General features: G+C 59.8%; 17 protein-coding genes. 15 read left to right on the top strand and 2 right to left on the bottom strand.

What is annotated here, in order from left to right; all coding sequences use genetic code 11:
* The first annotated feature begins 125 nt into the window (after nucleotides 1-125).
* From J5276_RS19520 to J5276_RS19505, 4 genes are all read left to right on the top strand, one after another.
* Entirely contained in the window at nucleotides 126-1,202 is a 1,077-nt protein-coding gene (locus J5276_RS19520) for an efflux RND transporter periplasmic adaptor subunit (RefSeq protein WP_113048788.1), read from the top strand.
* The gene (locus tag J5276_RS19515) at nucleotides 1,202-2,287 is read left to right on the top strand and encodes an efflux RND transporter periplasmic adaptor subunit (RefSeq protein WP_174012120.1); all 1,086 of its coding nucleotides are present in this window, start codon (nucleotides 1,202-1,204) and stop codon (nucleotides 2,285-2,287) included. The genes J5276_RS19520 and J5276_RS19515 overlap by 1 nt, the downstream gene beginning before the upstream one ends.
* A complete protein-coding gene (locus tag J5276_RS19510; protein ID WP_019564937.1) occupies nucleotides 2,284-5,355 on the top strand; it encodes an efflux RND transporter permease subunit in 3,072 nt (1,023 codons plus the stop codon). The genes J5276_RS19515 and J5276_RS19510 overlap by 4 nt, the downstream gene beginning before the upstream one ends.
* 217 nt (nucleotides 5,356-5,572) lie before the next feature.
* Nucleotides 5,573-6,289 (top strand): FadR/GntR family transcriptional regulator, encoded by a 717-nt coding sequence (locus J5276_RS19505; protein WP_019564936.1) that lies wholly within the window; start codon nucleotides 5,573-5,575, stop codon nucleotides 6,287-6,289.
* On the opposite strand, the gene J5276_RS19500 is transcribed toward J5276_RS19505, so the two are convergent.
* Nucleotides 6,258-7,670 (bottom strand): aspartate ammonia-lyase, encoded by a 1,413-nt coding sequence (locus tag J5276_RS19500; protein ID WP_065704453.1) that lies wholly within the window; start codon nucleotides 7,668-7,670, stop codon nucleotides 6,258-6,260. The genes J5276_RS19505 and J5276_RS19500 overlap by 32 nt on opposite strands.
* A gap of 289 nt (nucleotides 7,671-7,959) precedes the next feature.
* Between J5276_RS19500 and J5276_RS19495 the strand changes: the two genes are divergently transcribed.
* From J5276_RS19495 to J5276_RS19450, 10 genes are all read left to right on the top strand, one after another.
* Nucleotides 7,960-9,417 (top strand): amino acid permease, encoded by a 1,458-nt coding sequence (locus J5276_RS19495; protein WP_019564934.1) that lies wholly within the window; start codon nucleotides 7,960-7,962, stop codon nucleotides 9,415-9,417.
* Nucleotides 9,414-10,367 carry an asparaginase gene (locus J5276_RS19490; protein ID WP_065704452.1) on the top strand — a complete coding sequence of 318 codons (954 nt, stop codon included), beginning with the start codon at nucleotides 9,414-9,416 and terminating at the stop codon, nucleotides 10,365-10,367. The genes J5276_RS19495 and J5276_RS19490 overlap by 4 nt, the downstream gene beginning before the upstream one ends.
* A 166-nt stretch (nucleotides 10,368-10,533) precedes the next feature.
* Entirely contained in the window at nucleotides 10,534-10,671 is a 138-nt protein-coding gene (locus tag J5276_RS19485; protein WP_003497749.1) for a hypothetical protein, read from the top strand.
* 12 nt (nucleotides 10,672-10,683) lie between these two features.
* Entirely contained in the window at nucleotides 10,684-10,773 is a 90-nt protein-coding gene (kdpF, locus tag J5276_RS19480) for a K(+)-transporting ATPase subunit F (protein ID WP_003511473.1), read from the top strand.
* 33 nt (nucleotides 10,774-10,806) lie between these two features.
* Complete coding sequence (gene kdpA / locus J5276_RS19475; protein ID WP_035199696.1) at nucleotides 10,807-12,510, top strand: potassium-transporting ATPase subunit KdpA; 1,704 nt, start codon at nucleotides 10,807-10,809, stop codon at nucleotides 12,508-12,510.
* A 9-nt stretch (nucleotides 12,511-12,519) separates the two neighbouring features.
* Nucleotides 12,520-12,684, top strand: coding sequence for a hypothetical protein (locus tag J5276_RS19470; RefSeq protein ID WP_162995269.1), 165 nt, complete (start codon nucleotides 12,520-12,522; stop codon nucleotides 12,682-12,684).
* A 44-nt stretch (nucleotides 12,685-12,728) separates the two neighbouring features.
* On the top strand, nucleotides 12,729-14,813 hold the full coding sequence (gene kdpB, locus J5276_RS19465; RefSeq protein ID WP_035199695.1) for a potassium-transporting ATPase subunit KdpB: 2,085 nt from the start codon (nucleotides 12,729-12,731) through the stop codon (nucleotides 14,811-14,813).
* Nucleotides 14,814-14,824: 11 nt separating this feature from the next.
* Nucleotides 14,825-15,391, top strand: coding sequence for a potassium-transporting ATPase subunit KdpC (kdpC, locus tag J5276_RS19460; protein ID WP_025595364.1), 567 nt, complete (start codon nucleotides 14,825-14,827; stop codon nucleotides 15,389-15,391).
* Between the two features lie 54 nt (nucleotides 15,392-15,445).
* Nucleotides 15,446-18,148: a sensor histidine kinase KdpD gene (locus J5276_RS19455; RefSeq protein ID WP_019564930.1), complete on the top strand. Its 2,703-nt coding sequence runs from the start codon at nucleotides 15,446-15,448 to the stop codon at nucleotides 18,146-18,148.
* An 18-nt stretch (nucleotides 18,149-18,166) separates the two neighbouring features.
* Nucleotides 18,167-18,856 (top strand): response regulator transcription factor, encoded by a 690-nt coding sequence (locus J5276_RS19450; RefSeq protein WP_174012118.1) that lies wholly within the window; start codon nucleotides 18,167-18,169, stop codon nucleotides 18,854-18,856.
* A 36-nt stretch (nucleotides 18,857-18,892) separates the two neighbouring features.
* Here J5276_RS19450 and J5276_RS19445 read toward each other — a convergent pair whose 3' ends face one another.
* On the bottom strand, nucleotides 18,893-19,945 hold the full coding sequence (locus J5276_RS19445) for a low specificity L-threonine aldolase (RefSeq protein WP_019564929.1): 1,053 nt from the start codon (nucleotides 19,943-19,945) through the stop codon (nucleotides 18,893-18,895).
* A 371-nt stretch (nucleotides 19,946-20,316) separates the two neighbouring features.
* On the opposite strand from J5276_RS19445, the gene gltB reads away from it, so the two are divergent.
* Nucleotides 20,317-25,062 (top strand): glutamate synthase large subunit, encoded by a 4,746-nt coding sequence (gltB, locus tag J5276_RS19440; RefSeq protein WP_065704450.1) that lies wholly within the window; start codon nucleotides 20,317-20,319, stop codon nucleotides 25,060-25,062.
* The last annotated feature ends 3 nt before the right edge of the window (nucleotides 25,063-25,065 follow it).

Genomic DNA, 25,065 nt, shown 5'->3' with positions numbered 1-25,065 from the left:
TTCGTAATGATCATTCGGGGAGCCCGGTTTGACGTCCGGACGGTTCCCGATCGGCGACACAAGAATTTCATTGACTATTCAGTCAGTCAAATATTATAGGGTGAGGCGAAGATCAAGAGGTCACCATGAAAAGCATTCTTTTAGCAATGGCGGTCGGCGGCATTTTCGCCCTGTCGTCCTGCAGCAACGAAGAGCCGCCTGCTGAAAAGCCGTTGCGTGTCGTCGATGTGGTTGCGGCAGCGAAAAAGCCCGTCGGCCGTGGCAGCGTCATCACCGGTGAAGTAAGGGCACGGGTCCAGACGGACCTTTCCTTTCGGGTGAGCGGCAAGATCACCGAGCGGCTGGTGGATGTGGGTACCCCGGTAAAGGCCGGGCAATTGCTTGCTCGCATCGACCCGGAAGAGCAAAAGGCGGATATCGACGTTGCGGTGGCCAACCTGCAATCTGCCGAAGCGCAGATGACGCAGGCGCAGTTGGCATTCGATCGCCAGCAAAGTCTTTTCAAGACGCAGGTGACTTCGCGCTCCGCGGTCGACAAGGCGCAGGAAACCCTGCTCACCACACAAGGCGCCGTCAGATCGGCGCAGGCCCAGCTGGATACGGCGCGCGATGCGCTTTCCTACACCGAACTCAGGGCCGATGCGGATGGTGTGATCACCGCGCGCAATGTCGAAGTCGGTCAGGTGGCGCAGGCCGCTCAGCTCGTTTTCACGCTGGCGCATGACGGGCCGCGCGATGCGGTATTTGATGTCTACGAATCCCTGTTCCTCGAGCGCGATATCGACAATCTCGTCAATGTCAGCCTCCTGTCGGATCCCGCCCGCGCTGTCGAGGGACCGGTGCGGGAGATTTCCCCGACGATCGATCCCGACAATGGGACGATCCGGGTCAAGGTTGGCCTGAACGGCGATATGACCATGCCGCTCGGAGCACCGGTATCGGGTCATTTCCGCTTCAAGCAGGTGGAGGCGATTGAGCTTCCCTGGTCGGCAATGGCATCGCAGAACGACCTTCCCGCCGTCTGGGTGGTCGATGCGCAGTCCTCGGAAATCGCCATGCGCCGGGTTGAGGTCTCCGACTATGAGACGGGTCAATTCGTCGTGGCGGAAGGACTTCTTCCCGGCGATCTCGTCGTGACCAGCGGGACCAAATTTCTCCGCACCGGTGAAAAGGTCGCCTATGAAAAGGGGCAGGCACAATAATGTTCAGGATAAATAGAAGCTTGTTTTTGCTGCTTCCGGCGATTGCGGTCTCGTCCTGCCAGGAAAAGCAGGAAGCGCCCGCTGAGGCGCCGCGCCCGGTGCTCTCCGTTGTCGTAGGGGAGACGCGCGCCGATGCGCTGCGGCTGACCGGCACGGTGGAATCGAGAATTCAGACCGATCTCGGCTTTCGTGTTCTCGGCCGGATCATTGCCCGCAATGTCGATGTGGCCGATCTGGTCAAGAAAGGCGATGTGGTGGCCTCGATCGATCCGCTCGCGCTGGAACTTTCGGTAAAGAGCGCCCAATCCGATCTGTCCAACGCCGAAGCGCAACTGGCCAATGCGGTGACGACCGAGCAGCGTCAGCGCGTGCTGGCCGAGGCCCGCAGCGGCACGGAAGCAGCACTTGAAGAGGCCGAGCAGGCCACGCGAACGGCCAATGCCGCCGTCGCCAAAGCCCGTGCAAATCTTGATAAGGCCGAGGAGCAACTGGGCTATACGCAGCTACACGCGGAATTTGACGGCGTGGTGACTGCGACATCCGGTGAAATTGGCCAGGTCGTCTCTGCCGGACAGACGGTCGTGACCATTGCCCGCCCGGAAGTGCGGGATGTTGTGGTCGATGTTCCGCAATTTGCGGCGCAGCGACTTGATATCGGATCGACCTTCGATATCGCCCTGCAACTGGACCCAAAGATACGCACCACCGGCGTGGTGCGTGAGATTGCCCCAGAAGCCGAAACCGCAACACGCACGCGCCGCACGAAAATCAGCCTTCAGGATGCGCCGCCGACATTCCGGCTCGGCTCGGTCGTCACGGCCTCAGCAATTGCCGCCTCCGAATCGCAGATCATGCTCCCCTCGTCGGCCCTGCTGAAAACCGAAGACGGTTGGAGTGTCTGGATCGTCAATACCGATACGGCCACGGTCACCTCGCGCCCGGTCAAAATAGAGGGCGAGCCCGCTGAAGGCGGCAGTGCGCGCATCACCGGCGGCGTCAAGCCCGGCGAACGTGTCGCCAGTGCCGGCGTTCACAAGCTTAAGGATGGTCAAGCCATCAGGATCGATCAGGAGGTCCATCAGTGAAGAAATTCAATCTTTCCGACTGGGCGCTCGAGCACCGTTCGCTCGTCTGGTACTTCATGCTGGTCTTCGTTCTTGCCGGTGTTTTCTCTTATCTCAACCTCGGACGTGAGGAAGATCCGAATTTCACCATCAAGACAATGGTGATCAGCGCGCAATGGCCCGGCGCTTCGGCGGAGGAAGTGGCCAGGCAGGTGACCGACAGGATCGAGAAGAAGCTCGAGGAACTCGACAATCTCGACTATCTGCGCAGCCAGACAGTCGCTGGCAAGACGACGATTTTCGTGGAACTCGTGCCGGAAACCAAAGCCAAGAATGTCGAACCCACCTGGGTGCGCGTGCGCAACATGATCGGCGACATCAAGGGCGACTTCCCCTCGGGCGTTGTCGGCCCGTTCTTCAACGACCGTTTCGGCGATGTTTATGGCAATATCTACGCCTTCACCAGCGACGGTCTCAGCCAGCGGCAATTGCGCGATCTGGTGGAGGACGCGCGTGCCAAGGTTCTGACTGTCGACAATATCGGCAAGGTTGATGTCATCGGCGCGCAAGACGAGGCGATCTATCTGGAGTTTTCCACGCGGCAGATCGCAGCGCTGGGCATCGATCAGCAATCGATTATCAAGACGCTGCAAGCCCAGAATGCTGTCACCCAGTCCGGCTTCGTCAATGCCGGGCCGGAACGTGTTGCGCTGCGTGTCAGCGGCCAGTTCACCTCGGAAGACAGCCTTCGCGCCATCAATCTGCGCGTCAACAACCGGTTCTTCCCGCTGACGGAAGTGGCGACGATCCGGCGCGGTTATGTCGATCCGCCGTCTTCGCTGTTCCGCTTTAACGGGCAACCGGCCATCGGTCTTGCCATAGGCATGAAAACCGGTGCGAACCTCGTGCATTTCGGCGAGGAGCTGGATGCACAGATGAAGCGTATCGTGGCGGACCTGCCTGTTGGCGTCGATGTGCATCGCGTGTCCGATCAGCCGGCCGTGGTCGATGAGGCGGTCTCCGGCTTCACTTCGGCGCTGTTCGAGGCGATCGCAATCGTTCTCGTCATCAGCTTCATCAGCCTCGGATTGCGGGCGGGCATGGTGGTTGCGGTCTCCATACCGCTCGTGCTGGCGATCACCTTCGTCTATATGGAATATACCGGCATTTCGCTGCAACGCATCTCGCTCGGCGCGCTTATCATCGCGCTCGGGCTTCTCGTCGACGATGCTATGATTGCTGTCGAGATGATGGTCGCACGCCTCGAGGTCGGCGATGATCTCAGAAAAGCGGCGACCTATGTTTATACTTCGACCGCATTCCCGATGCTGACCGGTACGCTGGTCACCGTTGCCGGTTTCATTCCCGTCGGCCTCAACAACAGCGCGGCGGGTGAGTTCACATTCACCCTGTTCGTGGTGATCGCCGTTTCGCTGATCGTGTCGTGGATTGTCGCGGTTGTGTTCACGCCACTGCTTGGCGTGGCGATGTTGCCCAAGACGATGAAATCGCACCATGAGAAGAAGGGCCGTTTTGCCTCTGGCTTTTCCTGGCTTCTAGCCCGGGCGCTGCGCTTTCGTTGGGTTACGATCATCCTCACGGTTGCGTTGTTTGCCCTTTCCGTTGGCGGCATGAGCCTCGTGCAGCAGCAGTTCTTCCCGGCTTCTGACCGTGTGGAATTGATCGTAGACTGGAACCTGCCACAGAACAGCTCGATTGCCGAAACCAACCGGCAGATGGCACAGTTCGAGCAGGAAGCGCTGGCGAAAAACCCCGACATCGACCACTGGACGACCTATGTCGGTGAAGGCGCACCACGTTTCATCCTCTCCTTTGACGTGCAGACGCCTGATGTCACCTTCGGCCAGACAATCATCGTCACCAAGGGGCTTGATGTGCGCGACAAGGTGCGCGCTGAGTTGCAGGACTATCTGAACCGGACGTTTACCGGCACCGACGCCTTCGTGAAATTGCTCGACATCGGCCCTCCGGTCGGAAAGCCGGTGCAATATCGCTTGAGCGGTCCGGATATCCAGCATGTCCGCGAACTAGGCCAGCAGCTGGCGGGCATCGTCGGCGAGCATCGGCTGCTGTCCAACATGGTCATGGACTGGAATGAGCCGACGCGGGTGGTCAAGGTCGACGTTTTGCAGGACAAGGCCCGCCAGCTCGGTGTCTCTTCGGAAGACATCGCCAATGCAATGAACAGCATTGTCGAGGGTTCCACCGTGACGCAGGTCAGGGATGATATCTACCTCGTCAATGTGGTGGCGCGTGCGCAGCTGGCGGAGCGCGGCTCCATCGAAACATTGCAGAACCTGCAATTGCCGGCCACGAACGGCAAGGCCGTGCCGCTGTCGGCAATCGCCAATTTCCGCTACGAGCTGGAACAGCCGACCATCTGGCGTCGCGACAGAATTCCGACAGTCACGGTCAAGGCTGCCATCATCGGCCCGACGCAGCCGGCGACGATCGTGGAGCAGTTGAAGCCGAAACTCGAGGCTTTCGAAAAGTCGCTCCCCGTGGGGTACAAGGTGGAAATAGGAGGCTCGGTGGAATCCAGCGCGGATTCGCAGGCGCCAATCGTAGCCGTGGTGCCTCTGATGCTGTTTGCGATGGCAACGATCCTTATGGTTCAGTTGCAGAGCTTCAGCCGGCTGTTTCTTGTCTTTGCCGTTGCTCCGACGGCGCTGATCGGCGTGGTGGCAGCGCTGCTGCTCTCCAACGCGCCGATGGGTTTCGTCGCCATTCTCGGCATATTGGCACTGATCGGTATTCTGATCCGAAACTCGGTCATTCTCGTCGTTCAGATCGAACATCTCAGAAGCGAGGGGGTCTCGGCCTGGCGCGCCGTCATCGAGGCGACCGAGCATCGCATGCGACCGATCATGCTGACGGCTGCGGCGGCAACACTTGCCCTCATCCCCATATCTCGGGAGATATTCTGGGGTCCGATGGCCTATGCCATGATGGGCGGCATCGTGGTTGGCACGGCGCTCACGCTGCTGTTCCTTCCGGCACTCTATGTCGCGTGGTTCCGCATTCCGCGCGAAGATGACAAGCAGGAAGCACAGGAAATCAAGACGTAATTTCCTGTGAGACAGCCACACCCTCGTGATCGCGAGGGTGTGGCGCCGGCAAAGCCACTGTCCCGCTTAAATTCTGCAAATGTGCCCGCCATCGTTGTTCCTTCGGCGCAGATAGTGTTAGGAAGATCGGCTTAGCTGCGGCAGCGGCGCTGTCCTTCAATAGATAAGCGTTTGCTTCTGCGTCGTTGACAGACCAAGGGTGCCGGAGGGTTCAAGGATGGGCGGGTTGTCGGATTGGCTTGCGGACGCAAAGCCGATCAATCGCAAGAATGCCGCAGAAGTGGTGTTCGAAGATATCCGTTCGGCCATCACCTCTGGTCAGCTCGTGGTCGGAACCCGGCTGCCCTCCGAAGCCCATCTGGCGGAAAGATATGGTGTCAGCCGGCCGATCGTGCGCGAGGCGTTGCGATCTCTCCAGACTCTGGGGTTGACGCAGACGCGCACGGGTAGCGGCACCTATGTAATGACCGCCACACCGCCTGCTGAATTGAGTTACGGAGCATATTCCGCCCGTGACCTGATCGAGGCACGCCCCTTCATTGAGGTGCCGGCGGCCGGTTGGGCGGCGCTACGGCGCACGGATGCCCAACTAGAGACCCTGCTCGAACTCTGCGACAGGATGGAGGCTGAGGAAAGGCCGCATCCGTGGGTGCTGCTGGACGGGCAATTTCATTGCGCCATTGCGGAAGCCTCGTCCAATGCACTGTTTGCCAAGGTTGTGGCCGATGCGCGCGAGGCTCTTTCCCAACAGTCCGAGATGGTCAACCTGATGGCTGGCCGGCGCGTTGCATCGAATTTGGAGCACCGCCGGATCGTCGAGGCGATCCGGCGGGGTTCGTCCCCCGATGCGCGCGAAGCGATGGAGCTTCACCTGGGTCAGGTGAAGCAGGTGGTAACGACCATTATTGGAGAAGATCGGGCTCGACACCCGTAAGCGCGGGTAGGTTGGCGAGGTGGCGGGGGCTCAGTGCCTGATGAAGTTGCTCCTCCGTCAGATAGCCGCGCTCCAGCACCACCTGCGGGACGGTGCGGCCGCTGGCCAGCGCCTCCCTTGCGACGTCAGTTGCTGCATAGTATCCGATCAGCGGGTTAAGCGCGGTTGCGAGACCGATCGATTCCTCCACACGCTGTGCCATGATGGCGGGATTGGCGACGATGCCATCGACACAACGTGCCGCCAAAGTCCGGCAAGCGGCGCTCAGCTGGCTGATGCTCTGGGAAAGGGCACGCACCATGATCGGCTCGAAGGCGTTCAGCTGTAGCTGCCCGGCTTCGGCGGCCATTGTGATGGTGATGTCGTTGCCGATTACCGCATAAGCCACCTGATTGACCATTTCGGGAATGACCGGATTGATCTTGCCCGGCATGATGCTGGACCCCGCCTGAACGGAGGGCAGGGTGATTTCGCCGATGCCGGCGCGCGGGCCGGAAGAGAGCAGGCGAAGGTCGTTGCAGGTTTTTGACAGTTTGACGGCGACACGTTTCAACACGCCGGACAGATGCACAAATGCGCCGGGGTCCTGCGTCGCTTCGATCAGGTCGGCGGCCGTCACCAGCGGGCGTCCGGTCAACCGCGCCAGATGCTGGCAGGCAAGCGCCGCATAACCGCGCGGTGCATTGAGCCCGGTGCCGATGGCGGTGGCGCCGAGATTGATCTCGTGCAGCAGGGCTGCGGATTCGATGAGGCGGGCCTGATCCTCGCCCAGCATCACCACGAAAGTGCGGAACTCCTGACCGAGCGTCATCGGCACGGCATCCTGCAATTGCGTCCGTCCCAGCTTGATGAAGCCGGAAAACTCCTGTGCCTTGCGATCGAACGCGTCTTTCAGCACACCCATCGAAGCCGCGAGATCGTCGATCGCTTCGATCATTCCTACATTGACCGCCGTCGGATAAGCATCGTTGGTGGACTGGCTGAGATTGACGTGGTCGTTGGGGTGAAGGTGGGCATAATCGCCTTTCGCGTGGCCGAGCAGTTCAAGTGCCCGGTTGGCGATGACCTCGTTGGCGTTCATGTTGGTGGAAGTGCCAGCACCGCCCTGAATTTCGTCCACGACGAACTGCTCGTGAAGCGCACCCTCACGAATTTCGCGGCAGGCTCTGACGATTGCTTCCATCCGCTCCTGGTCAAGCAAGCCAAGCTCGTGATTGGCGAGGGCGGCGGCCTCCTTCACATAGGCAAGTCCCCTGACGAGATAGGGGTTGTGGCCGATCGTTACGCCGGTGATCTGAAAGTTCTCCACCGCGCGTGCCGTGTGCACGCCCCAATAAACATCTGCCGGAATTTCCTTCGTTCCGAGCAAATCATGCTCCATGCGCGTCACGCCCACTTTTTCCTCCAATAGCTCAAAGCGTTACCAAAATCTGTAAAGCTGTCTTACAGATTTTTCGACCTTAATCCTTCGCCGTACGAAGGTCAATAATGCTTCGATCCCCTTGACGAACGGCATTCTCTGCAATTATGAGGGCAAAAATCTGTCATGCAGCTTTACAGCGATGCATGAGCTTGCTGGCGCTGTATCCAGCGCCGAGCATGCCAGTTCCAATTTTGATTTCCGGCGTATCGCCGACTGCAAAGCAAATTCATTGGGAGGAGAAATATCAATGAAATCTGTAAAAACGGCACCTGCCGAACGCGAGGTCTTCACGGAAGAAGACCTCGGATACCACAAGGCACTTAAACCGCGTCAGATCCAGATGATCGCGATTGGTGGCGCAATTGGCACCGGGCTGTTCCTGGGCGCCGGTGGACGGCTGGCGCAGGCCGGTCCGGCGCTGGTGTTTGTTTATGCGCTTTGCGGCTTCTTTGCGTTTCTGGTGCTGCGTGCACTTGGCGAACTTATCATGCATCGCCCGAGTTCCGGCTCGTTCGTGTCCTATGCCCGCGAGTTCTATGGCGAGAAGATGGCTTTCTTTGCCGGCTGGATGTATTGGTTGAACTGGGCAATGACCTCGGTGGCCGATGTGACCGCCGTTGCGCTCTATATGAACTTCTTCAAGCACTACGTCCCCTGGCTGGCGGGCATCGACCAATGGGTGTTTGCGTTGACGGCACTTCTGGTTGTGCTGGCGATGAACATGCTGTCGGTGAAGGTTTTTGGCGAGCTTGAGTTCTGGTTCAGCCTGATCAAGGTGCTGGCGCTTGCGATCTTCCTCGTCGTTGGCGTCTATTTCGTCATCTTTGGCACGCCCATTGAAGGGCATGTGACAGGCTTCAGCATTATCACCGACAATGGCGGCTTCTTCCCGAACGGCATTCTTCCTGCCTTCGTCATCATTCAGGGGGTAGTGTTCGCTTACGCCTCGATCGAACTGATCGGCACGGCGGCAGGGGAAACCGAAGACCCTCGCAAAGTCATGCCCCGCGCCATCCGCGCCGTGGTGCTGCGCCTCGTGGTGTTTTATGTCGGCTCGGTATTGCTGTTCACGCTGCTTCTGCCTTATACCGCCTATAAGGCTGGCGAGAGCCCCTTCGTTACCTTCTTCGGTTCCATCGGTGTTCAGGGTGCGGATGTGATCATGAACCTTGTGGTGCTAACCGCCGTGCTGTCTTCGCTCAATGCCGGGCTTTATTCTACCGGCCGTATTCTTCATTCGATGGCGGTCTCTGGATCGGCGCCGGCAGCGCTGGCAAAGATGAACAAGGCCGGCGTGCCCTATGGCGGTATTGCGGTGACCGCCGCCGTCACCGTTCTCGGTGTGGCGCTGAACGCCGTCGTGCCAGCTGCGGCCTTCGAAATTGCACTCAACCTGTCGGCGCTCGGCATCATCTGCGCATGGGCCGTCATCGTGCTCTGCCAGCTCAAACTGTGGCAGCTTTCCAGGCGCGGCGAACTGGCTCGCCCGGATTTCCGCATGTTCGGTGCGCCTTACACTGGCATTCTCACACTCGTCTTCCTGTTCGGCGTGCTGGTGCTGATGGCTTTTGATTACCCTGTCGGCTCGTGGACCATCGCTTCGCTGCTGGTCATCATCCCGGCGCTGGTCATCGGCTGGTATATGCTGCGCGACCGTATCCACCGTCTGGCCGGCGAACGTGCAGGCGCGGGAGCGTCGCATTGAGCGGGCATGGTGAAGCTCCATTGGTGGCGGTCATCGCCACCGGTGGTACCATCGCCAGCAGGCGCGGCGCCGATGGCGCCAGCACACCAAGCCTTTCGGGTGAAGACCTGCTTGCACTGGTTCCGCAAATCAACGCGAGGCTGAAGCCGGTCGATCTGATGGCGAAGGATTCCTCCAGCCTGACATTGGCCGACATACAGCGCATCAGCGATGCGGTAGGCGTGGAGCTCAATGATCCCGCTGTCACCGGTGTCGTCGTTCTGCATGGAACCGATGCGATGGAAGAATCCTCGCTGCTCGTGCATTTGCAGCATGCCACCACCAAGCCGGTTGTCTTCACCGGCGCACAGTTTACGGCCGACCATCCGAATGCGGACGGGCCGTCCAATCTGGCCGCGGCCATAGAAACGGCGCTTGATCAGACGAATGCCGAACGCGGCGTGCTTTTATCCTTCGGCGGCAGATGTCTGCCGGCATGGGGGCTGTACAAGCTGAGCGCGGATGCGGCGGATGCGTTCCGCTCTGCGCGGCCGGCGGCCCATGCCGCAGCGCTGGAGCTTGCTGCGCCCCTCGCCGATCTGCGGGTTGATATCGTTGCCATTTATCCCGGTTGTGATGCCGCCCATATCGAGGCAAGCCTGCAGGCCGGTGCGGATGGGATCGTGCTTGCCGCACTTGGCTCCGGCAACGCCAATCCGGGCATCGCTGTGGCGGTGAAGCGCTGTGCCGAGCGAGGCGTTCCCGTCGTCGTCTCCAGCAGGGTCCCGGAAGGACTGCTGGTGGCGAGTTACGGCGGTGGCGGCGGTGGTCACGATCTGGTCGCGGCCGGTGCCATCCATTCGTCAACGCTGCGCCCCGGACAGGCGCGTATACTGCTTGCGGCGCTGATTGCCGCCAACAGCCCGGCGGAAAAGATCGTTTCCGCGTTCAAAGACGGCTCGCTCTCTTAAGCATCGGCTGCAATGCCCGCATTGGCGGGCATCGAAATTCCTATGAGATTCCTATTTTATTCCATCTGCCGCCGTCTCGAACCTTTATGCGGTTCGGGTGCATTCTTCTGTGCGGGAAGGGATGGTGTTTCTTCCCAGCCAGAAAGAATGAAAAGCGACGTCCCACATGACGGCGCTTTTCTTCCTGTCCGGCTCCTCGGTTAAAAAAGGAGTCCCATCGATGATGGACGTTATTCTGATCGGTGCAGCCACGGTGTTTTTCGCGCTTTGCTTTGCCTATACGCGCGCCTGCGACCGGCTTTAGGCGGAGGTCGAGATGTTATTCGATTATGTTTTGAGCGGTGCCGTCACCGTCTTTATCGCCGCCTACCTCACCTATGCTCTCATTCGCCCCGAACGCTTCTGATCGGGAAGCGGCGGCTATTGAAAGTTCAATACCATGACCCTCAATGGATGGTTTCAGATCCTGCTTTTCTGCGGGATCGTTGTCGCGCTGGTGAAGCCTCTCGGCTTCTATATGGCGCGAGTCTTCAATGGCGAACGCACCCTGCTTTCGCCGGTTCTCGCACCCGTCGAGCGCGGCCTTTATGCCCTTGCCGGGACAAGCGAGCGCGAAGAACAGCACTGGACGACCTATGCGTTTTCCATGCTCCTCTTCAACCTCTTCGGTTTTGCCCTGCTCTACGCCCTGATGCGCTTTCAGGGTATGTTGCCATATAATCCGGAAGGAATGGCAGCAGTCGGGCCGGAACTGTCTTTCAACACGGCAGTCAGCTTCGTCACCAATACCAACTGGCAGAATTATGGTGGCGAAAGCACCATGTCCTATCTGACCCAGATGGCTGGTTTCACCGTGCAGAACTTTGTTTCTGCCGCGACGGGCATGGCGATTGCAATCGGGCTAATCCGCGCCTTCGCGCGCGCTTCCGGCAAGGCCATCGGCAATTTCTGGGTGGATATGGTGCGCTCGACGCTCTACATCCTGCTGCCTGCCTGTATCGTGCTTACCCTGGTTTACGTATGGCTCGGCGTGCCGCAGACGCTTGGCGCTTATGTCGGTGCCCAGACGCTTGAAGGCGCGCGGCAGACGATCGCAGTCGGCCCGGTAGCGTCGCAGCTGGCGATCAAGATGCTCGGCACCAATGGCGGCGGTTTCTTCAATGCCAATTCCGCGCATCCGTTCGAAAACCCTGATGCCATCTCCAACATGATCCAGATGGTGTCGATCTTCGCGATCGGTGCTGCCTTCACCAACGTCTTCGGCCGTATGGTCGGCAACACCCGTCAGGGCTGGGCAATCCTTGCTGCCATGGGTGTTCTGTTCATCGCCGGTGTTGCAGTGACCTATTGGGCGGAAGCGGCCGGAAATCCGCTTATGCACAGCTTCGGCCTTGCCGGAAGCAACATGGAAGGCAAGGAAGCTCGCTTCGGCGTGGCACTCTCGTCGCTCTTTGCGGTCATCACCACCGCTGCCTCCTGCGGTGCGGTCAACGCCATGCATGGCAGCTTCACGGCGCTCGGTGGTCTCATTCCGCTCATCAACATGCAACTGGGTGAGGTAATCGTCGGCGGCGTTGGCGCGGGTTTCTATGGCATTCTTCTCTTCATCATCATCGCCATTTTCGTGGCGGGGCTGATGGTCGGGCGCACGCCGGAGTATCTCGGCAAGAAGATAGAGGCCAAGGAGATGAAGATGGCGGTTCTGGCCATTCTCTGCCTGCCGCTCGCCATGCTGGTTTTCACAGCCACCGCCACCATCCTGCCCTCGGCGGTCGCGTCGGTCGGCACAGCCGGACCGCACGGGTTCTCCGAGATTCTTTATGCCTATACCTCGGCTGCTGCCAATAACGGCTCTGCCTTCGGCGGCCTCACGGGCAACACGACCTGGTACAACATCACGCTTGGTTTTGGCATGTTGATGGGACGTTTTCTGGTGATCATCCCGGCGTTGGCGATTGCCGGCTCGCTGGTTACCAAAAAGACCGTTCCGGCATCAGCCGGCACCTTCCCCACGGACGGCCCGCTCTTCGTCGGTCTGCTCGTCGGCACGATCGTGGTCGTCGGTGGCCTCACCTTCCTGCCGGCCCTGGCGCTTGGTCCGGTCGTGGAACATCTGGTCATGGCCACCGGCCAGGTATTTTGAGGTGGTGCCATGACGAAGGATACTCCCCGACGTAACCGCACCCTTCCTGTCCGCACTGGCGCTCCTGTTCACGGGAGCGCCGGCCCGGGCGGCTGGTGCGCATCCAATCTCATTCTTGCAATGATGGCGGCTCTGTTCGCCGCCGTCTGCGCTCTCGAAGTTCTCACGGGCTGATCGACCCTCATCGGTCGCCCTGTTTCAAACGCTGGAGTCTCTTCATGAGCCAGTCCAAACAAGCGAGCATCCTTGATTCTCGCATTCTCGTTCCGGCAATTGCCGACGCATTCAAAAAGCTCAATCCGCGCACGCTTGCGCGCAATCCGGTCATGTTTGTCGTGGCAACGGTATCGGTGCTGACTACCGTGCTGTTCGTTCGCGATCTCATCATCGGCAATGCAAATCTCGGCTTTTCCTTCCAGATCAATCTATGGCTTTGGTTCACCGTTCTCTTCGCCAATTTCGCCGAGGCCGTAGCCGAAGGGCGCGGCAAGGCGCAGGCGGATTCGCTGCGGAAAACCCGCACGGAAACCCAGGCGAAACTTCTGACCGGTGATGATCGTAGCCAATATACGATGGTAGCCGGCGCTGGCCTCAAGGTGAACGATGTCGTTCTCGTCGAGGCTGGCGACATCATTCCGTCCGACGGTGAAGTCATCGAAGGTGTTGCCTCAGTCAATGAAGCGGCAATAACGGGCGAATCCGCCCCTGTTATCCGCGAATCCGGCGGCGATCGCTCGGCTGTCACCGGTGGTACGCAGGTGCTGTCGGACTGGATAAGGGTTCGCATCACCGCTGCTGCCGGCTCCACCTTCCTCGACCGGATGATTTCGCTCGTTGAAGGCGCCGAGCGCCAGAAGACGCCGAACGAAATCGCGCTCAACATTCTGCTTGCGGGCATGACGCTCATCTTCGTTCTGGCCACCGCGACCATTCCGAGCTTTGCGGCCTATGCCGGTGGCTCCATCCCGATCATCGTGCTGGTGGCGCTGTTTGTGACGCTCATCCCGACGACCATCGGCGCTCTCTTGTCGGCGATCGGCATTGCCGGCATGGACAGGCTGGTGCGTTTCAACGTGCTTGCCATGTCCGGCCGCGCGGTGGAAGCCGCCGGCGACGTCGACACGCTGCTGCTCGACAAGACCGGCACGATAACGCTCGGCAACCGCCAGGCAACCGAATTCCGCCCCGTCACCGGTGTTTCCGAACAGGAACTGGCCGATGCGGCGCAGCTTGCATCGCTTGCCGACGAAACGCCGGAAGGCCGTTCCATCGTCGTTCTCGCCAAGGAAAAATACGGCATCCGTGCCCGCGACATGCAGAAACTGCACGCCACTTTCGTGCCCTTCACCGCCCAGACCCGCATGAGCGGTGTGGATTTCGAAGGCTCTTCCATTCGCAAGGGGGCTGTCGATGCCGTTCTTTCCTATGTCGATGGCGGTGTTACGCAGCAAGGCAATACGGCGCTTGCCGTTAAAACCGAAACGGATGTAACGCGCGACATCCGCACGATCGCGGAAGAGATAGCCAAGACAGGCGGCACACCGCTTGCCGTCGTGCGCGACGGAAAGCTGCTCGGCGTCGTGCAGCTGAAGGATATCGTCAAGGGCGGCATTCGCGAGCGCTTCGCCGAACTTCGCCGCATGGGCATCCGCACGGTGATGATCACCGGCGACAATCCCATGACGGCCGCTGCCATCGCGGCGGAAGCAGGGGTGGACGATTTCCTCGCCCAGGCGACCCCGGAAAACAAGCTGGAGCTTATCCGCGAGGAACAGGCCAAGGGCAAGCTCGTCGCCATGTGCGGTGACGGCACGAACGATGCGCCCGCACTGGCGCAGGCCGATGTGGGTGTCGCCATGAACACCGGCACGGTCGCAGCGCGCGAGGCTGGCAACATGGTCGATCTCGACAGCGATCCGACCAAGCTCATCGAAATCGTCGAAATCGGCAAGCAATTGCTGATGACGCGCGGCGCGCTAACCACATTCTCCATCGCCAACGACATCGCCAAATATTTCGCCATCATCCCGGCAATGTTCCTGGCCTTCTATCCGCAGCTTGGCGTGCTGAATGTCATGGGTCTTTCGACACCGCAAAGTGCGATCCTGTCTGCCATCATCTTCAACGCGCTCATCATCATCGCGCTCATCCCGCTCTCGCTGAAGGGCGTCAAATACCGCCCGATCGGGGCCGGGGCGCTGCTGTCGCGCAATCTGGTCATCTATGGTCTGGGCGGCATTATCGTGCCCTTCATCGGCATCAAGGCCATTGACCTCGCCATTACGGCGCTTGGTCTCGCCTGAGGAGTATGGAAATGTTGAAACAGCTACGTCCCGCACTGGTGCTGATCCTTGCCACCACCGCAATCACCGGCCTTGCCTATCCTCTTGGAATGACGGGCCTTGCACAGGCTATCTTTCCCTTCCAGGCAAATGGCAGTCTGATCGAGAAGAATGGGACTGTTGTCGGGTCGCAATTGATAGGGCAGGCCTTCACCGGCGAGAAATATTTCCACGGCAGGCCGTCAGCTGCCGGCGACGGCTACAATGCCGCGTCGTCTTCCGGCTCCAACCTGGGACCGACGAGCGCAAAGCTTATCGACCGGGTGAAGCAGGACTACGAGGCTGCTAAAGCCGAAAATTCGGCAGCCGAGGTTCCCATTGATCTGGTGACGGCATCGGGCAGCGGTCTTGACCCGCATGTGTCGCCTGAGGCCGCCTATTTTCAGGTCTCGCGTGTCGCCAAGGCAAGGGGCATGAACGAAGCGTCACTGCGCGCCGTCGTCGACGCCCATGTGGAGGCGCCTGAATTGGGCTTCATGGGCGAGCCCGTTGTAAATGTGCTGGCTCTCAACATGGCTCTTGACGCAGCCGGCTCATGAACTGAAATGGCTATGGCTTCTTTGGAAGCCATAGCTTGTCCACTGGTGAGTTAAATGCCTGACGATAATCGTGATATGCCGAGCAGACCATCGCCGGATGCGCTGCTTGAAAACGCCCGGCGCGAGGCGCGAGGGCGGCTGAAGATTTTTCTGGGCGCAGCTCCCGGTGTCGGCAAGACCTATGAAATGCTGATGTCTGGCCGGGCAAAACTCGCAGATGGTGTCGATACCATTATCGGTGTCGTGGAAACGCATGGCCGCAAGGAAACCGAAACACTTGTGCAGGGTTTCGAGATCATTGCGCGCCGGAACATTGATTATCGCGGCCAGTCGCTGAACGAGATGGATCTCGACGCCATTCTCGCCCGTCGACCGGCGCTGGTTCTGGTCGATGAGCTGGCCCACACCAATGCGGCCGGCAGCCGGCATCCCAAGCGCTATATGGATGTTCAGGAAATTCTCGCGCAGGGCATCGATGTCTATACGACATTGAACATTCAGCATGTGGAAAGCCTGAACGATGTGGTGGCGCAGATCACCCGTATCCGCGTGCGCGAAACGGTGCCGGACAGCATCATTGACCGGGCTGACGATGTTGAGATCATCGATATCACCCCCGACGATCTGATCAAGCGCCTGCAGGACGGCAAGGTCTATATGCCCCGCACCGCGCGGCGCGCCATCGAGAACTATTTTTCGCGCGGCAATCTGACGGCCCTGCGCGAGCTTGCGCTACGGCGCACAGCGCAACGGGTGGACGAGCAATTGCTCAACCACATGCAGTCGCACGCCATCTCCGGGCCGTGGGCTGCGGGAGACCGTGTTCTGGTCTGTCTGGACCACGGCGGCAACGGCCCCGGTCTGGTGCGTTATGCCCGTAGGCAGGCCGATCGCCTGCGCGCGCCGTGGACGGCACTGCATCTGGACACGCCTCGCTCTCAGCAATTGTCGGAGGCGGAGAAGGATCGGCTGGCCGGCACCATGCGGCTCGCGCAGCAGTTGGGCGGCGAGACAGTAACACTGCCGGCGCTCGACCTGACGCACGAAATCATATCCTATGCCAACGCCAATAACTTCACCCACATCATCATCGGCCGTCCCAGAAGGTCGTGGTGGCAGAGAATTCTGCAGCGTTCGCTGACGCATGATTTGATAGACCATGCCGGCGATATCAGCGTGCATGTCATTTCCGGCGACAAAAACGCGGAGAAGCCGGTCCAGACCGTGAAGCCGGCAACGGCTCAATCGCGGTTTTCGATACTGCCCTATCTCAACAGCACCCTGTTTGTCGGACTGGCAATCGTAGCCGGCATCGTACTTGACCAAGCCCTTGATGTTCAAAATCTGGCGCTGGTGTTCCTGATGGCGGTTTTTGCGGCGGCCGTGCGCGGAGGGCTGGGGCCTGGCCTTTATGCTTCCCTGCTTGGTGCCTTTGCGTTCAATTTTTTCTTTCTTGAACCGCGTTATACCCTGACTGTCCGCGATCCCGAAAGCGTTGTGGCGCTGCTGTTCTATCTCGGTGTGGCGCTTGTCGCCTCAAATCTGACTGCGGCGGTGCAGCGGCAGGCCGCAGCTGCACGGATGCGTGCGCGAACCACGGAAGATTTGTACCTTTTTTCCAAAAAACTCGCGGTTACCGGCACGCTGGATGACGTATTGTGGGCAACCGCGTTCCAGATGGCGTCGATGCTGAAAGTCAGGGTCGTCCTGCTTCTGCCCGAAAACAATTCGATCACCGTCAAGGCGGGCTATCCGCCCGATGACACGCTCGTGGATGCGGACATTGCGGCCGCTCACTGGGCCTGGGAACATAACAAGGCTGCAGGCCGGGGCGCCGATACGCTCCCGGGTGCCAAACGCCTTTATCTGCCGCTGCGCACCGGCAGCGGCGCCGTCGGGGTGGTGGGGCTGGACGACGACCGGCTTGGCCCGCTTTTCACACCTGAGCAGCAGCGGCTTTTCGATGCGCTGGCGGATCAGGCGGCACTTGCCATCGAGCGCATCCAGCTGGTTTCGGATGTCGATCGGGCAAGGCTTGCGGCGGAAACCGACCGGCTGCGCACCGCGCTTTTGACCTCCATCTCCCACGACCTGAAAACGCCACTCGCCGCCATTCTGGGTTCCGCCGGAACGCTGAAGGATTTCGCCGACGACATTCCGCTCGAGGCGCGCACCGAACTGCTTCTAACCATCGTCGAGGAATCCGAACGGCTGAACCGCTTCATTTCCAACCTGCTCGATATGACGAGGATCGGTTCGGGCGCGATGGAGCCGAATTACGGCTTGCACTTTGTTGGCGATATGGTCGGAACAGCGCTTTCACGCGCGGCGAAAATAATTGTCAGGCACGAGATCGTTCTGGACATTCCCTCCGATCTGCCGATGCTGAAGGTCGATCCGGTGCTTTTTGAGCAGGTTCTGTTCAATCTGATCGACAATGCCGCCAAATACGCGCCCGAACAAACCCTAATCCAGATTCGCGGGTGGCGGCAGGGCAGACATGTCTTCCTGTCCGTTGCCGACGAGGGGCCGGGTATTCCCCCTGATGATACCGAGCGGGTGTTCGACAGTTTCTACCGTGTGCGCAAGGCGGACCATGTGCAGGCCGGGACCGGCCTCGGGCTCTCCATCTGCAAGGGGTTTATCGAGGCCATGGGTGGATCTATCCGCGCTGAAAACAGATCAGGTCGCACGGGCGCGCAATTTACCATAAGCCTGCCCGTTCCCGCCGAAGTGCCGGTGCTGAATCATGACTAGGGCTGAAGGAGATCGGCAATGACCAATTGCGCCGTTCGCATTCTGATCGTCGACGATGAACCGCCGATCCGCAAACTTTTGCGGGTCGGTCTCTCGACGCAGGACTATGCGGTCAGCGAGGCGATGAATGCCCGCGTCGCGATGGAGTTGATGAACGAGGACAAGCCCGATCTCGTGGTCCTTGATCTCGGTCTTCCGGATATGTCGGGACACGAGCTTCTGGAGAAATGGCGGGGCGAGGGACTTTCCCTACCCGTCATCATTCTTTCCAGCCGCACTGACGAGGCGGGTATCGTCAAGGCACTGGAGCTGGGTGCCGACGATTACATCACCAAGCCTTTCGGCATGAACGAGCTTGTTGCCCGCATTCGTGTCGCCCTGCGCCATCGCCTTCAGAGCCAGGGTGAGAGACCGGTGTTTCATACCGGCGATCTTTCGGTCGATCTCGTCAGACGCATCGTCAAGGTGGAGGACCGGGAGGTGAAACTCTCGCCCAAGGAATATGATATTCTGCGGGTCCTGGTCCAGCATGCGGGCAAGGTGCTGACGCACCGTTTCCTGCTGGAGCATGTGTGGGACGAGTTGACCGACGTGCAATATTTGCGCGTTTACGTACGCCAGCTTCGCCAGAAGATCGAAAAAATTCCGGATCAGCCGCGCTATATCCTTACGGAAACTGGTGTCGGCTACCGGCTGCAGGAGGTTTGAGGGCGCCGTTAAGAAACGGCGCCCCCGAATGTTTTGTCAGACGGCGGCGCAGATCGACAGGAATTCGTCGACATCAGCCTCGGTCGTTGCGAAGCTGGTGACCATGCGGATCAGCACCTCGTCCTTTCCGACCTTTTCCGGCATATCGCGGGGCACCAGCCAGTCGTAGAACTTCGCGCCTTTCTCCGTTGCCGCTTCAGCGGCGGCTTTCGGCAGAATGGCGAAAACCTCGTTTGCAGTGGTTGGCCATGCCAGACGGGCACTGTTAAGCGAGGCGAAGCCGGCCCGCAGCCGATTGGCCATGGCATTGGCGTGGCTTGCGAGACCCAACCAGAGATCGTCCTGCAGATAGGCTTCGAATTGTGCGGCGATGAAGCGCGACTTCGAAAAAAGCTGGGCGGTGCGCTTGCGCAGGAAGGCGAAGTCTTTGGCGAGCGCGGGGTCGAAAAACACGATCGCTTCCGCGCACCAGCAGCCGTTTTTCGTGCCACCGAAAGAGAGCACATCAACGCCGCGTTTCCAGGTCATTTCGGCGGGCGTGGTGCCGAGTGCGGCAAGCGCATTGGCAAAGCGCGCGCCGTCCATATGCAGCGGCAGGCCGTTCTCCTTGGCGATTTTGGCAATCGCGTCGATTTCATCGAGCGTATAGACAGTACCGGCCTCGGTTGCCTGTGTCATCGTAACCGCTGCGGCGCGTCCGTGATGAACGGCGTCCTGCGGATAGCGCGAAATGCGCTCGATCAGATTTTCCGGCAGCATTTTGCCGTTCGGTCCCTCGACGGCAACCATGCGCATGCCGGAGAAGAAATCCGGCGCTCCACATTCATCCTCGATCACATGGGCTTCGGAATGACAGAAGGTCAGGCCGCCGGGGCGGGCAATGCTTGCCAGCGAAAGAGAATTGGCCGCCGTACCTGTGGCGACGAAAAACACCGCCACTTCGCGTTCGAATATTTCATTGAAGCGCTTTTCTATGGAAAGGTCGAGGGCGCTGGTGCCATAGGCAGCCGCAAATCGGGTGGATTCCCGCGAAAGGCGCTCGTTGATGGCAGGGTGGGCGCCGGCCCAGTTGTCTGAGGCAAAAAACATCTCTGAAAGCTTTCCGATGGCTGTTGTGCTGGTGTTGGGAATGCGTTGACGATGATCCGCAAAGTTCTAGGACCTAACCTCGCGGTTGGCAAATCCGGCAATGAAAGCAACGGCCCGAAGCGTTTTGTGACAAGAAAGTTTCGCGCAATGGGTCAGTATCGAAACTTCGCTGCAAATCGGCACTGCGACTAATTGGATTCGCACCCTTGCTAAACCCGCGGGTTTCTGCCAAAATTCTCTCGAATTGAGACAGCTTTGCTGTCCTAAATTTGGTCGAGCCGGATTGAATGCGGATTTTTCGGAAAGCGAAATTCGTGTCGAGCCGGATCTTCGCATGAAACCATGCAAGTAATTTTGCAGGAGGGACGAAAATGACAAACAAGCTGCAGGCAGACAACGTCGCCGCAACCCTGACCACAGACTGTCCCACCGCGGCTGCGGCCGCACCCGTTTCTGCGAAGGGGCGTTTCGCGGGCGGCCTGCCGGAAAAGCAGGGTCTTTACGATCCGCGCAATGAGCACGATGCCTGCGGCGTCGGCTTTGTTGCCCATATGAAGGGTCAGAAGTCGCACCAGATCGTCAAGGACGGCCTGTTCATTCTTGAAAACCTGACGCATCGCGGTGCTGTCGGCGCTGATCCGCTGATGGGCGATGGTGCGGGCATTCTCGTGCAGATCCCCGACCGCTTTTTCCGCGAGGAAATGGCGAGCCAGGGTGTGACGCTGCCGAAAGCTGGCGAATATGCCGTTGGCCACATCTTCATGCCGCGCGATCCGTCCCGTATCGATCACTACAAGAAGGTCATTGTCGACGTGATCGGCGAGGAGGGACAGCAGTTCCTCGGCTTCCGCGACGTGCCAGTCGACAATTCTTCCCTTTCCAAGGCACCCGATATCGCTGGCACCGAACCGCACCATGTTCAGGTTTTCATCGGCGCCGGCCGCGATGCGGCGACCAATCATGACTTCGAGCGCAAGCTGTTCCTGATCCGCAAGGTTCTCTCCAACCGCATCTACGACGAGGGCGGCGGCAAGGAAACGCAGGATTTCTATCCCGTCTCGCTGTCCTCCTCCACCATCGTCTACAAGGGCATGTTCCTCGCCTATCAGGTTGGGGCCTATTACAAGGATCTGGCGGACCCGCGTTTCGAATCCGCGGTTGCGCTGGTGCACCAGCGTTTCTCCACCAACACCTTCCCGTCCTGGAAGCTCGCGCATCCCTATCGCATGGTCGCCCATAACGGCGAGATCAACACGCTGCGCGGCAACGTGAACTGGATGGCGGCGCGTCAGGCGTCTGTTTCGTCGGCGCTGTTCGGTGACGATATCTCCAAGCTCTGGCCGATTTCCTATGAAGGCCAGTCGGACACCGCCTGCTTCGACAACGCGCTCGAATTCCTCGTGCGCGGCGGTTACTCCATGGCCCATGCCGTGATGATGCTGATCCCGGAAGCCTGGTCGGGCAACTTGTCCATGTCGGCTGAACGCAAGGCTTTCTACGAATATCATGCCGCGCTTATGGAGCCGTGGGACGGCCCGGCCGCCGTTGCCTTCACCGATGGCAAGCAGATCGGCGCAACCCTCGACCGTAACGGTTTGCGCCCGGCGCGCTATCTCGTCACCGACGACGACCGCGTCATCATGGCGTCGGAAGCCGGCACGCTGCCGGTTCCGGAAGAACGCATCATCAAGAAGTGGCGTTTGCAGCCCGGCAAGATGCTGCTGATCGACATGGAAAAGGGCTCGATCATTTCCGACGAGGACGTGAAGCACGAGCTTGCTGCCAAGCACCCCTATCGCACCTGGCTAGACCGCACCCAGCTCATTCTTGAGGATCTGAAGCCGGTGGAGCCACGGGCGCTGCGGCGTGACGTGTCGTTGCTCGATCGCCAGCAGGCCTTCGGTTACACCAGCGAAGATACCAAGCTCCTGATGTCGCCGATGGCAACAACGGGCCAGGAAGCCATCGGCTCGATGGGTACCGATACGCCGATTTCGGCCATGTCGGACAAGTCCAAGCTGCTTTACACCTATTTCAAGCAGAACTTCGCGCAGGTGACCAACCCGCCGATCGATCCGATCCGCGAAGAACTGGTGATGAGCCTCGTTTCGTTCATTGGCCCACGCCCGAACCTTCTCGATCACGAGGGTGCGGCCCGTGCCAAGCGTCTGGAAGTGCGCCAGCCGATCCTCACCAATGGCGATCTGGAAAAGATCCGCTCCATCGGCCACACCGAAGACCGTTTCGATACCAAGACGCTCGACTTCACCTATGATGTGGAGCGCGGCGCCGAAGGCATGCCTGACATGCTCGACCGCCTGTGCGAGCGGGCTGAATCCGCTGTTCGCGGTGGTTACAACATCATCGTTCTGTCCGACCGCCAGCTCGGCCCGGACCGGATTGCGATCCCCGCGCTGCTGGCGACGGCTGCTGTGCATCACCACCTGATCCGCAAGGGTCTGCGCACCTCGGTCGGCCTCGTCGTTGAAACCGGCGAACCGCGCGAAATCCATCATTTCTGTCTGCTCGCTGGCTATGGCGCGGAGGCGATCAACCCCTACCTCGCCTTCGACACGCTGCTCGACATGCACAAGCACGGCGCCTTCCCGAAGGAAGTGTCGGACGACGAAGTCGTCTATCGCTACATCAAGGCGGTGGGTAAGGGCATCCTCAAGGTCATGTCCAAGATGGGCATTTCCACCTACCAGTCCTATTGCGGCGCGCAGATTTTCGACGCCATCGGCCTGTCGTCGGAATTCGTCGAGAAGTATTTCTTCGGCACCGCCACCTCCATCGAGGGCGTGGGTCTGACCGAGATCGCCGAAGAAACCGTAACGCGCCACACAGCGGCTTTCGGCAAGGATCCGATCCTTGCCAACACGCTCGATATCGGCGGCGAATATGCCTATCGCATGCGCGGCGAAAGCCACGCCTGGACGCCGGATGCCGTCGCCTCGCTGCAACACGCCGTGCGCGGCAACAGCCAGGAGCGCTACCGTGAATTTGCCGACATGGTGAATGAGACGGCGCTGCGCATGAACACCATTCGCGGCCTGTTCAAGGTCAAATCGGCGGAAGCGCTCGGCCGCAAGCCGGTTTCCATCGACGACGTCGAACCGGCGGTCGATATCGTCAAGCGCTTCTCGACTGGCGCCATGTCCTTCGGCTCGATCAGCCGCGAGGCGCATACCACGCTTGCGATTGCGATGAACCGCATCGGCGGCAAGTCCAACACCGGCGAAGGCGGCGAAGAATCCGACCGTTACATGCCGCTTCTGAACGGCAAGCCGAACCCCGAGCGTTCCGCCATCAAGCAGATCGCATCCGGCCGCTTTGGTGTTACGACGGAATATCTCGTCAATGCCGACATGTTGCAGATCAAGGTCGCGCAGGGTGCCAAGCCCGGCGAAGGCGGCCAGCTGCCCGGCCACAAGGTGGATGCCACGGTTGCAAAAACCCGTCACTCCACGCCGGGCGTCGGCCTCATTTCGCCGCCGCCACACCACGATATCTACTCCATCGAAGATCTGGCGCAGCTGATCTACGACCTGAAGAACGTCAACCCGGAAGCAGATGTTTCTGTGAAGCTCGTGTCGGAAGTGGGCGTTGGCACGGTTGCGGCGGGTGTCGCCAAGGCGCGCGCCGACCATATCACCATCGCCGGTTTCGATGGCGGCACCGGTGCTTCGCCGCTGACGTCGCTGAAGCATGCCGGTTCGCCTTGGGAAATCGGCCTTGCCGAAACCCAGCAGACGCTGGTGCTGAACGGCCTTCGTTCGCGCATCGCGCTGCAGGTGGATGGTGGTCTGAAGACCGGCCGCGACGTCATCATCGGCGCGCTGCTTGGTGCGGATGAATTCGGCTTTGCCACCGCGCCGCTGATTGCTGCGGGCTGCATCATGATGCGCAAGTGCCATCTGAACACCTGCCCCGTCGGCGTCGCAACGCAGGACCCGGTTCTGCGCAAGCGCTTCAAGGGCACGCCGGAACACGTCATCAACTACTTCTTCTTCGTGGCTGAAGAAGTGCGCGAAATACTCGCCTCGCTTGGCGTTACCAAGCTGGACGAGATCATCGGCGCTTCCGAACTTCTCGAAAAGGATGAGATGCTGGCGCACTGGAAGGCCAAGGGTCTGGATTTCAGCCGCATCTTCCACAAGGTAGAGGCTCCCAAGGAGGCAACTTTATGGACCGAGCGTCAGAAGCACCCGATCGACGATATTCTCGATCGCAAGCTGATCGAGAAGTCGCTACCGTCGCTGGAAAACCGCGAGCCTGTCGTTTTCGAAGTGCCGATCAAGAACGTCGACCGTTCCGCCGGTGCCATGCTGTCAGGCGCGCTTGCCAAGCGCTGGGGCCATAAGGGTCTGAAGGACGATACGATCCACGTGACGCTGCGCGGCACGGCTGGTCAGTCCTTCGGCGCGTTTCTCGCTCGCGGCATCACCTTCGATCTGGTGGGTGACGGCAACGACTATGTCGGCAAGGGTCTTTCGGGTGGCCGCATCATCGTGCGCCCGCCGGAAAACACCCGTATCGTCGCTGAAAACTCGATCATTGTCGGCAACACCGTTCTTTACGGCGCCATCACCGGCGAGTGCTATTTCCGTGGTGTTGCGGGTGAGCGCTTTGCAGTGCGCAACTCCGGCGCGGTCGCGGTTGTCGAAGGTGTCGGCGACCACGGTTGCGAATATATGACGGGCGGTATTGTCGTGGTGCTCGGCGAGACGGGCCGCAACTTCGCGGCCGGCATGTCCGGTGGCGTGGCTTACGTTCTCGACGAGAAGGGCGATTTCGCCACCCGCTGCAACATGGCCATGGTCGAGCTGGAGCCGGTTCCGGAAGAGGACGACATGCTCGAGAAGCTGCACCATCACGGTGGCGACCTCATGCACAAGGGACGCGTTGACGTATCCGAGGACATGACGCGTCACGACGAGGAGCGGCTCTACCAGCTGATTTCCAATCACTTCCACTACACCAACTCTGCACGCGCCAAGGATATACTCGACCGCTGGAGCGAGTTCCGTCCGAAATTCCGCAAGGTCATGCCGGTCGAATACCGTCGTGCGCTTGAGGAAATGGAGCGCATGCGTATGGGCGTCGCGGCGGAATAATCC

The organism is Agrobacterium sp. S7/73 (genome assembly GCF_019355535.1).
GTDB lineage: Bacteria > Pseudomonadota > Alphaproteobacteria > Rhizobiales > Rhizobiaceae > Agrobacterium > Agrobacterium tumefaciens.
Note: the sequence above shows the minus strand (reverse complement) of the source record. Positions and strands in the feature narration are given on the sequence as shown.

Coding starts and splice junctions, on each gene's coding strand:
- J5276_RS19520 (WP_113048788.1), top strand. CDS start 126: ATGAAAAGCATTCTTTTAGCAATGGCGGTCGGCGGCATTTTCGCCCTG.
- J5276_RS19515 (WP_174012120.1), top strand. CDS start 1,202: ATGTTCAGGATAAATAGAAGCTTGTTTTTGCTGCTTCCGGCGATTGCG.
- J5276_RS19505 (WP_019564936.1), top strand. CDS start 5,573: ATGGGCGGGTTGTCGGATTGGCTTGCGGACGCAAAGCCGATCAATCGC.
- J5276_RS19500 (WP_065704453.1), bottom strand. CDS start 7,670: ATGGAGCATGATTTGCTCGGAACGAAGGAAATTCCGGCAGATGTTTAT.
- J5276_RS19495 (WP_019564934.1), top strand. CDS start 7,960: ATGAAATCTGTAAAAACGGCACCTGCCGAACGCGAGGTCTTCACGGAA.
- J5276_RS19485 (WP_003497749.1), top strand. CDS start 10,534: ATGACGGCGCTTTTCTTCCTGTCCGGCTCCTCGGTTAAAAAAGGAGTC.
- kdpF (WP_003511473.1), top strand. CDS start 10,684: ATGTTATTCGATTATGTTTTGAGCGGTGCCGTCACCGTCTTTATCGCC.
- kdpA (WP_035199696.1), top strand. CDS start 10,807: ATGACCCTCAATGGATGGTTTCAGATCCTGCTTTTCTGCGGGATCGTT.
- J5276_RS19470 (WP_162995269.1), top strand. CDS start 12,520: ATGACGAAGGATACTCCCCGACGTAACCGCACCCTTCCTGTCCGCACT.
- kdpB (WP_035199695.1), top strand. CDS start 12,729: ATGAGCCAGTCCAAACAAGCGAGCATCCTTGATTCTCGCATTCTCGTT.
- kdpC (WP_025595364.1), top strand. CDS start 14,825: ATGTTGAAACAGCTACGTCCCGCACTGGTGCTGATCCTTGCCACCACC.
- J5276_RS19455 (WP_019564930.1), top strand. CDS start 15,446: ATGCCTGACGATAATCGTGATATGCCGAGCAGACCATCGCCGGATGCG.
- J5276_RS19450 (WP_174012118.1), top strand. CDS start 18,167: ATGACCAATTGCGCCGTTCGCATTCTGATCGTCGACGATGAACCGCCG.
- J5276_RS19445 (WP_019564929.1), bottom strand. CDS start 19,945: ATGTTTTTTGCCTCAGACAACTGGGCCGGCGCCCACCCTGCCATCAAC.
- gltB (WP_065704450.1), top strand. CDS start 20,317: ATGACAAACAAGCTGCAGGCAGACAACGTCGCCGCAACCCTGACCACA.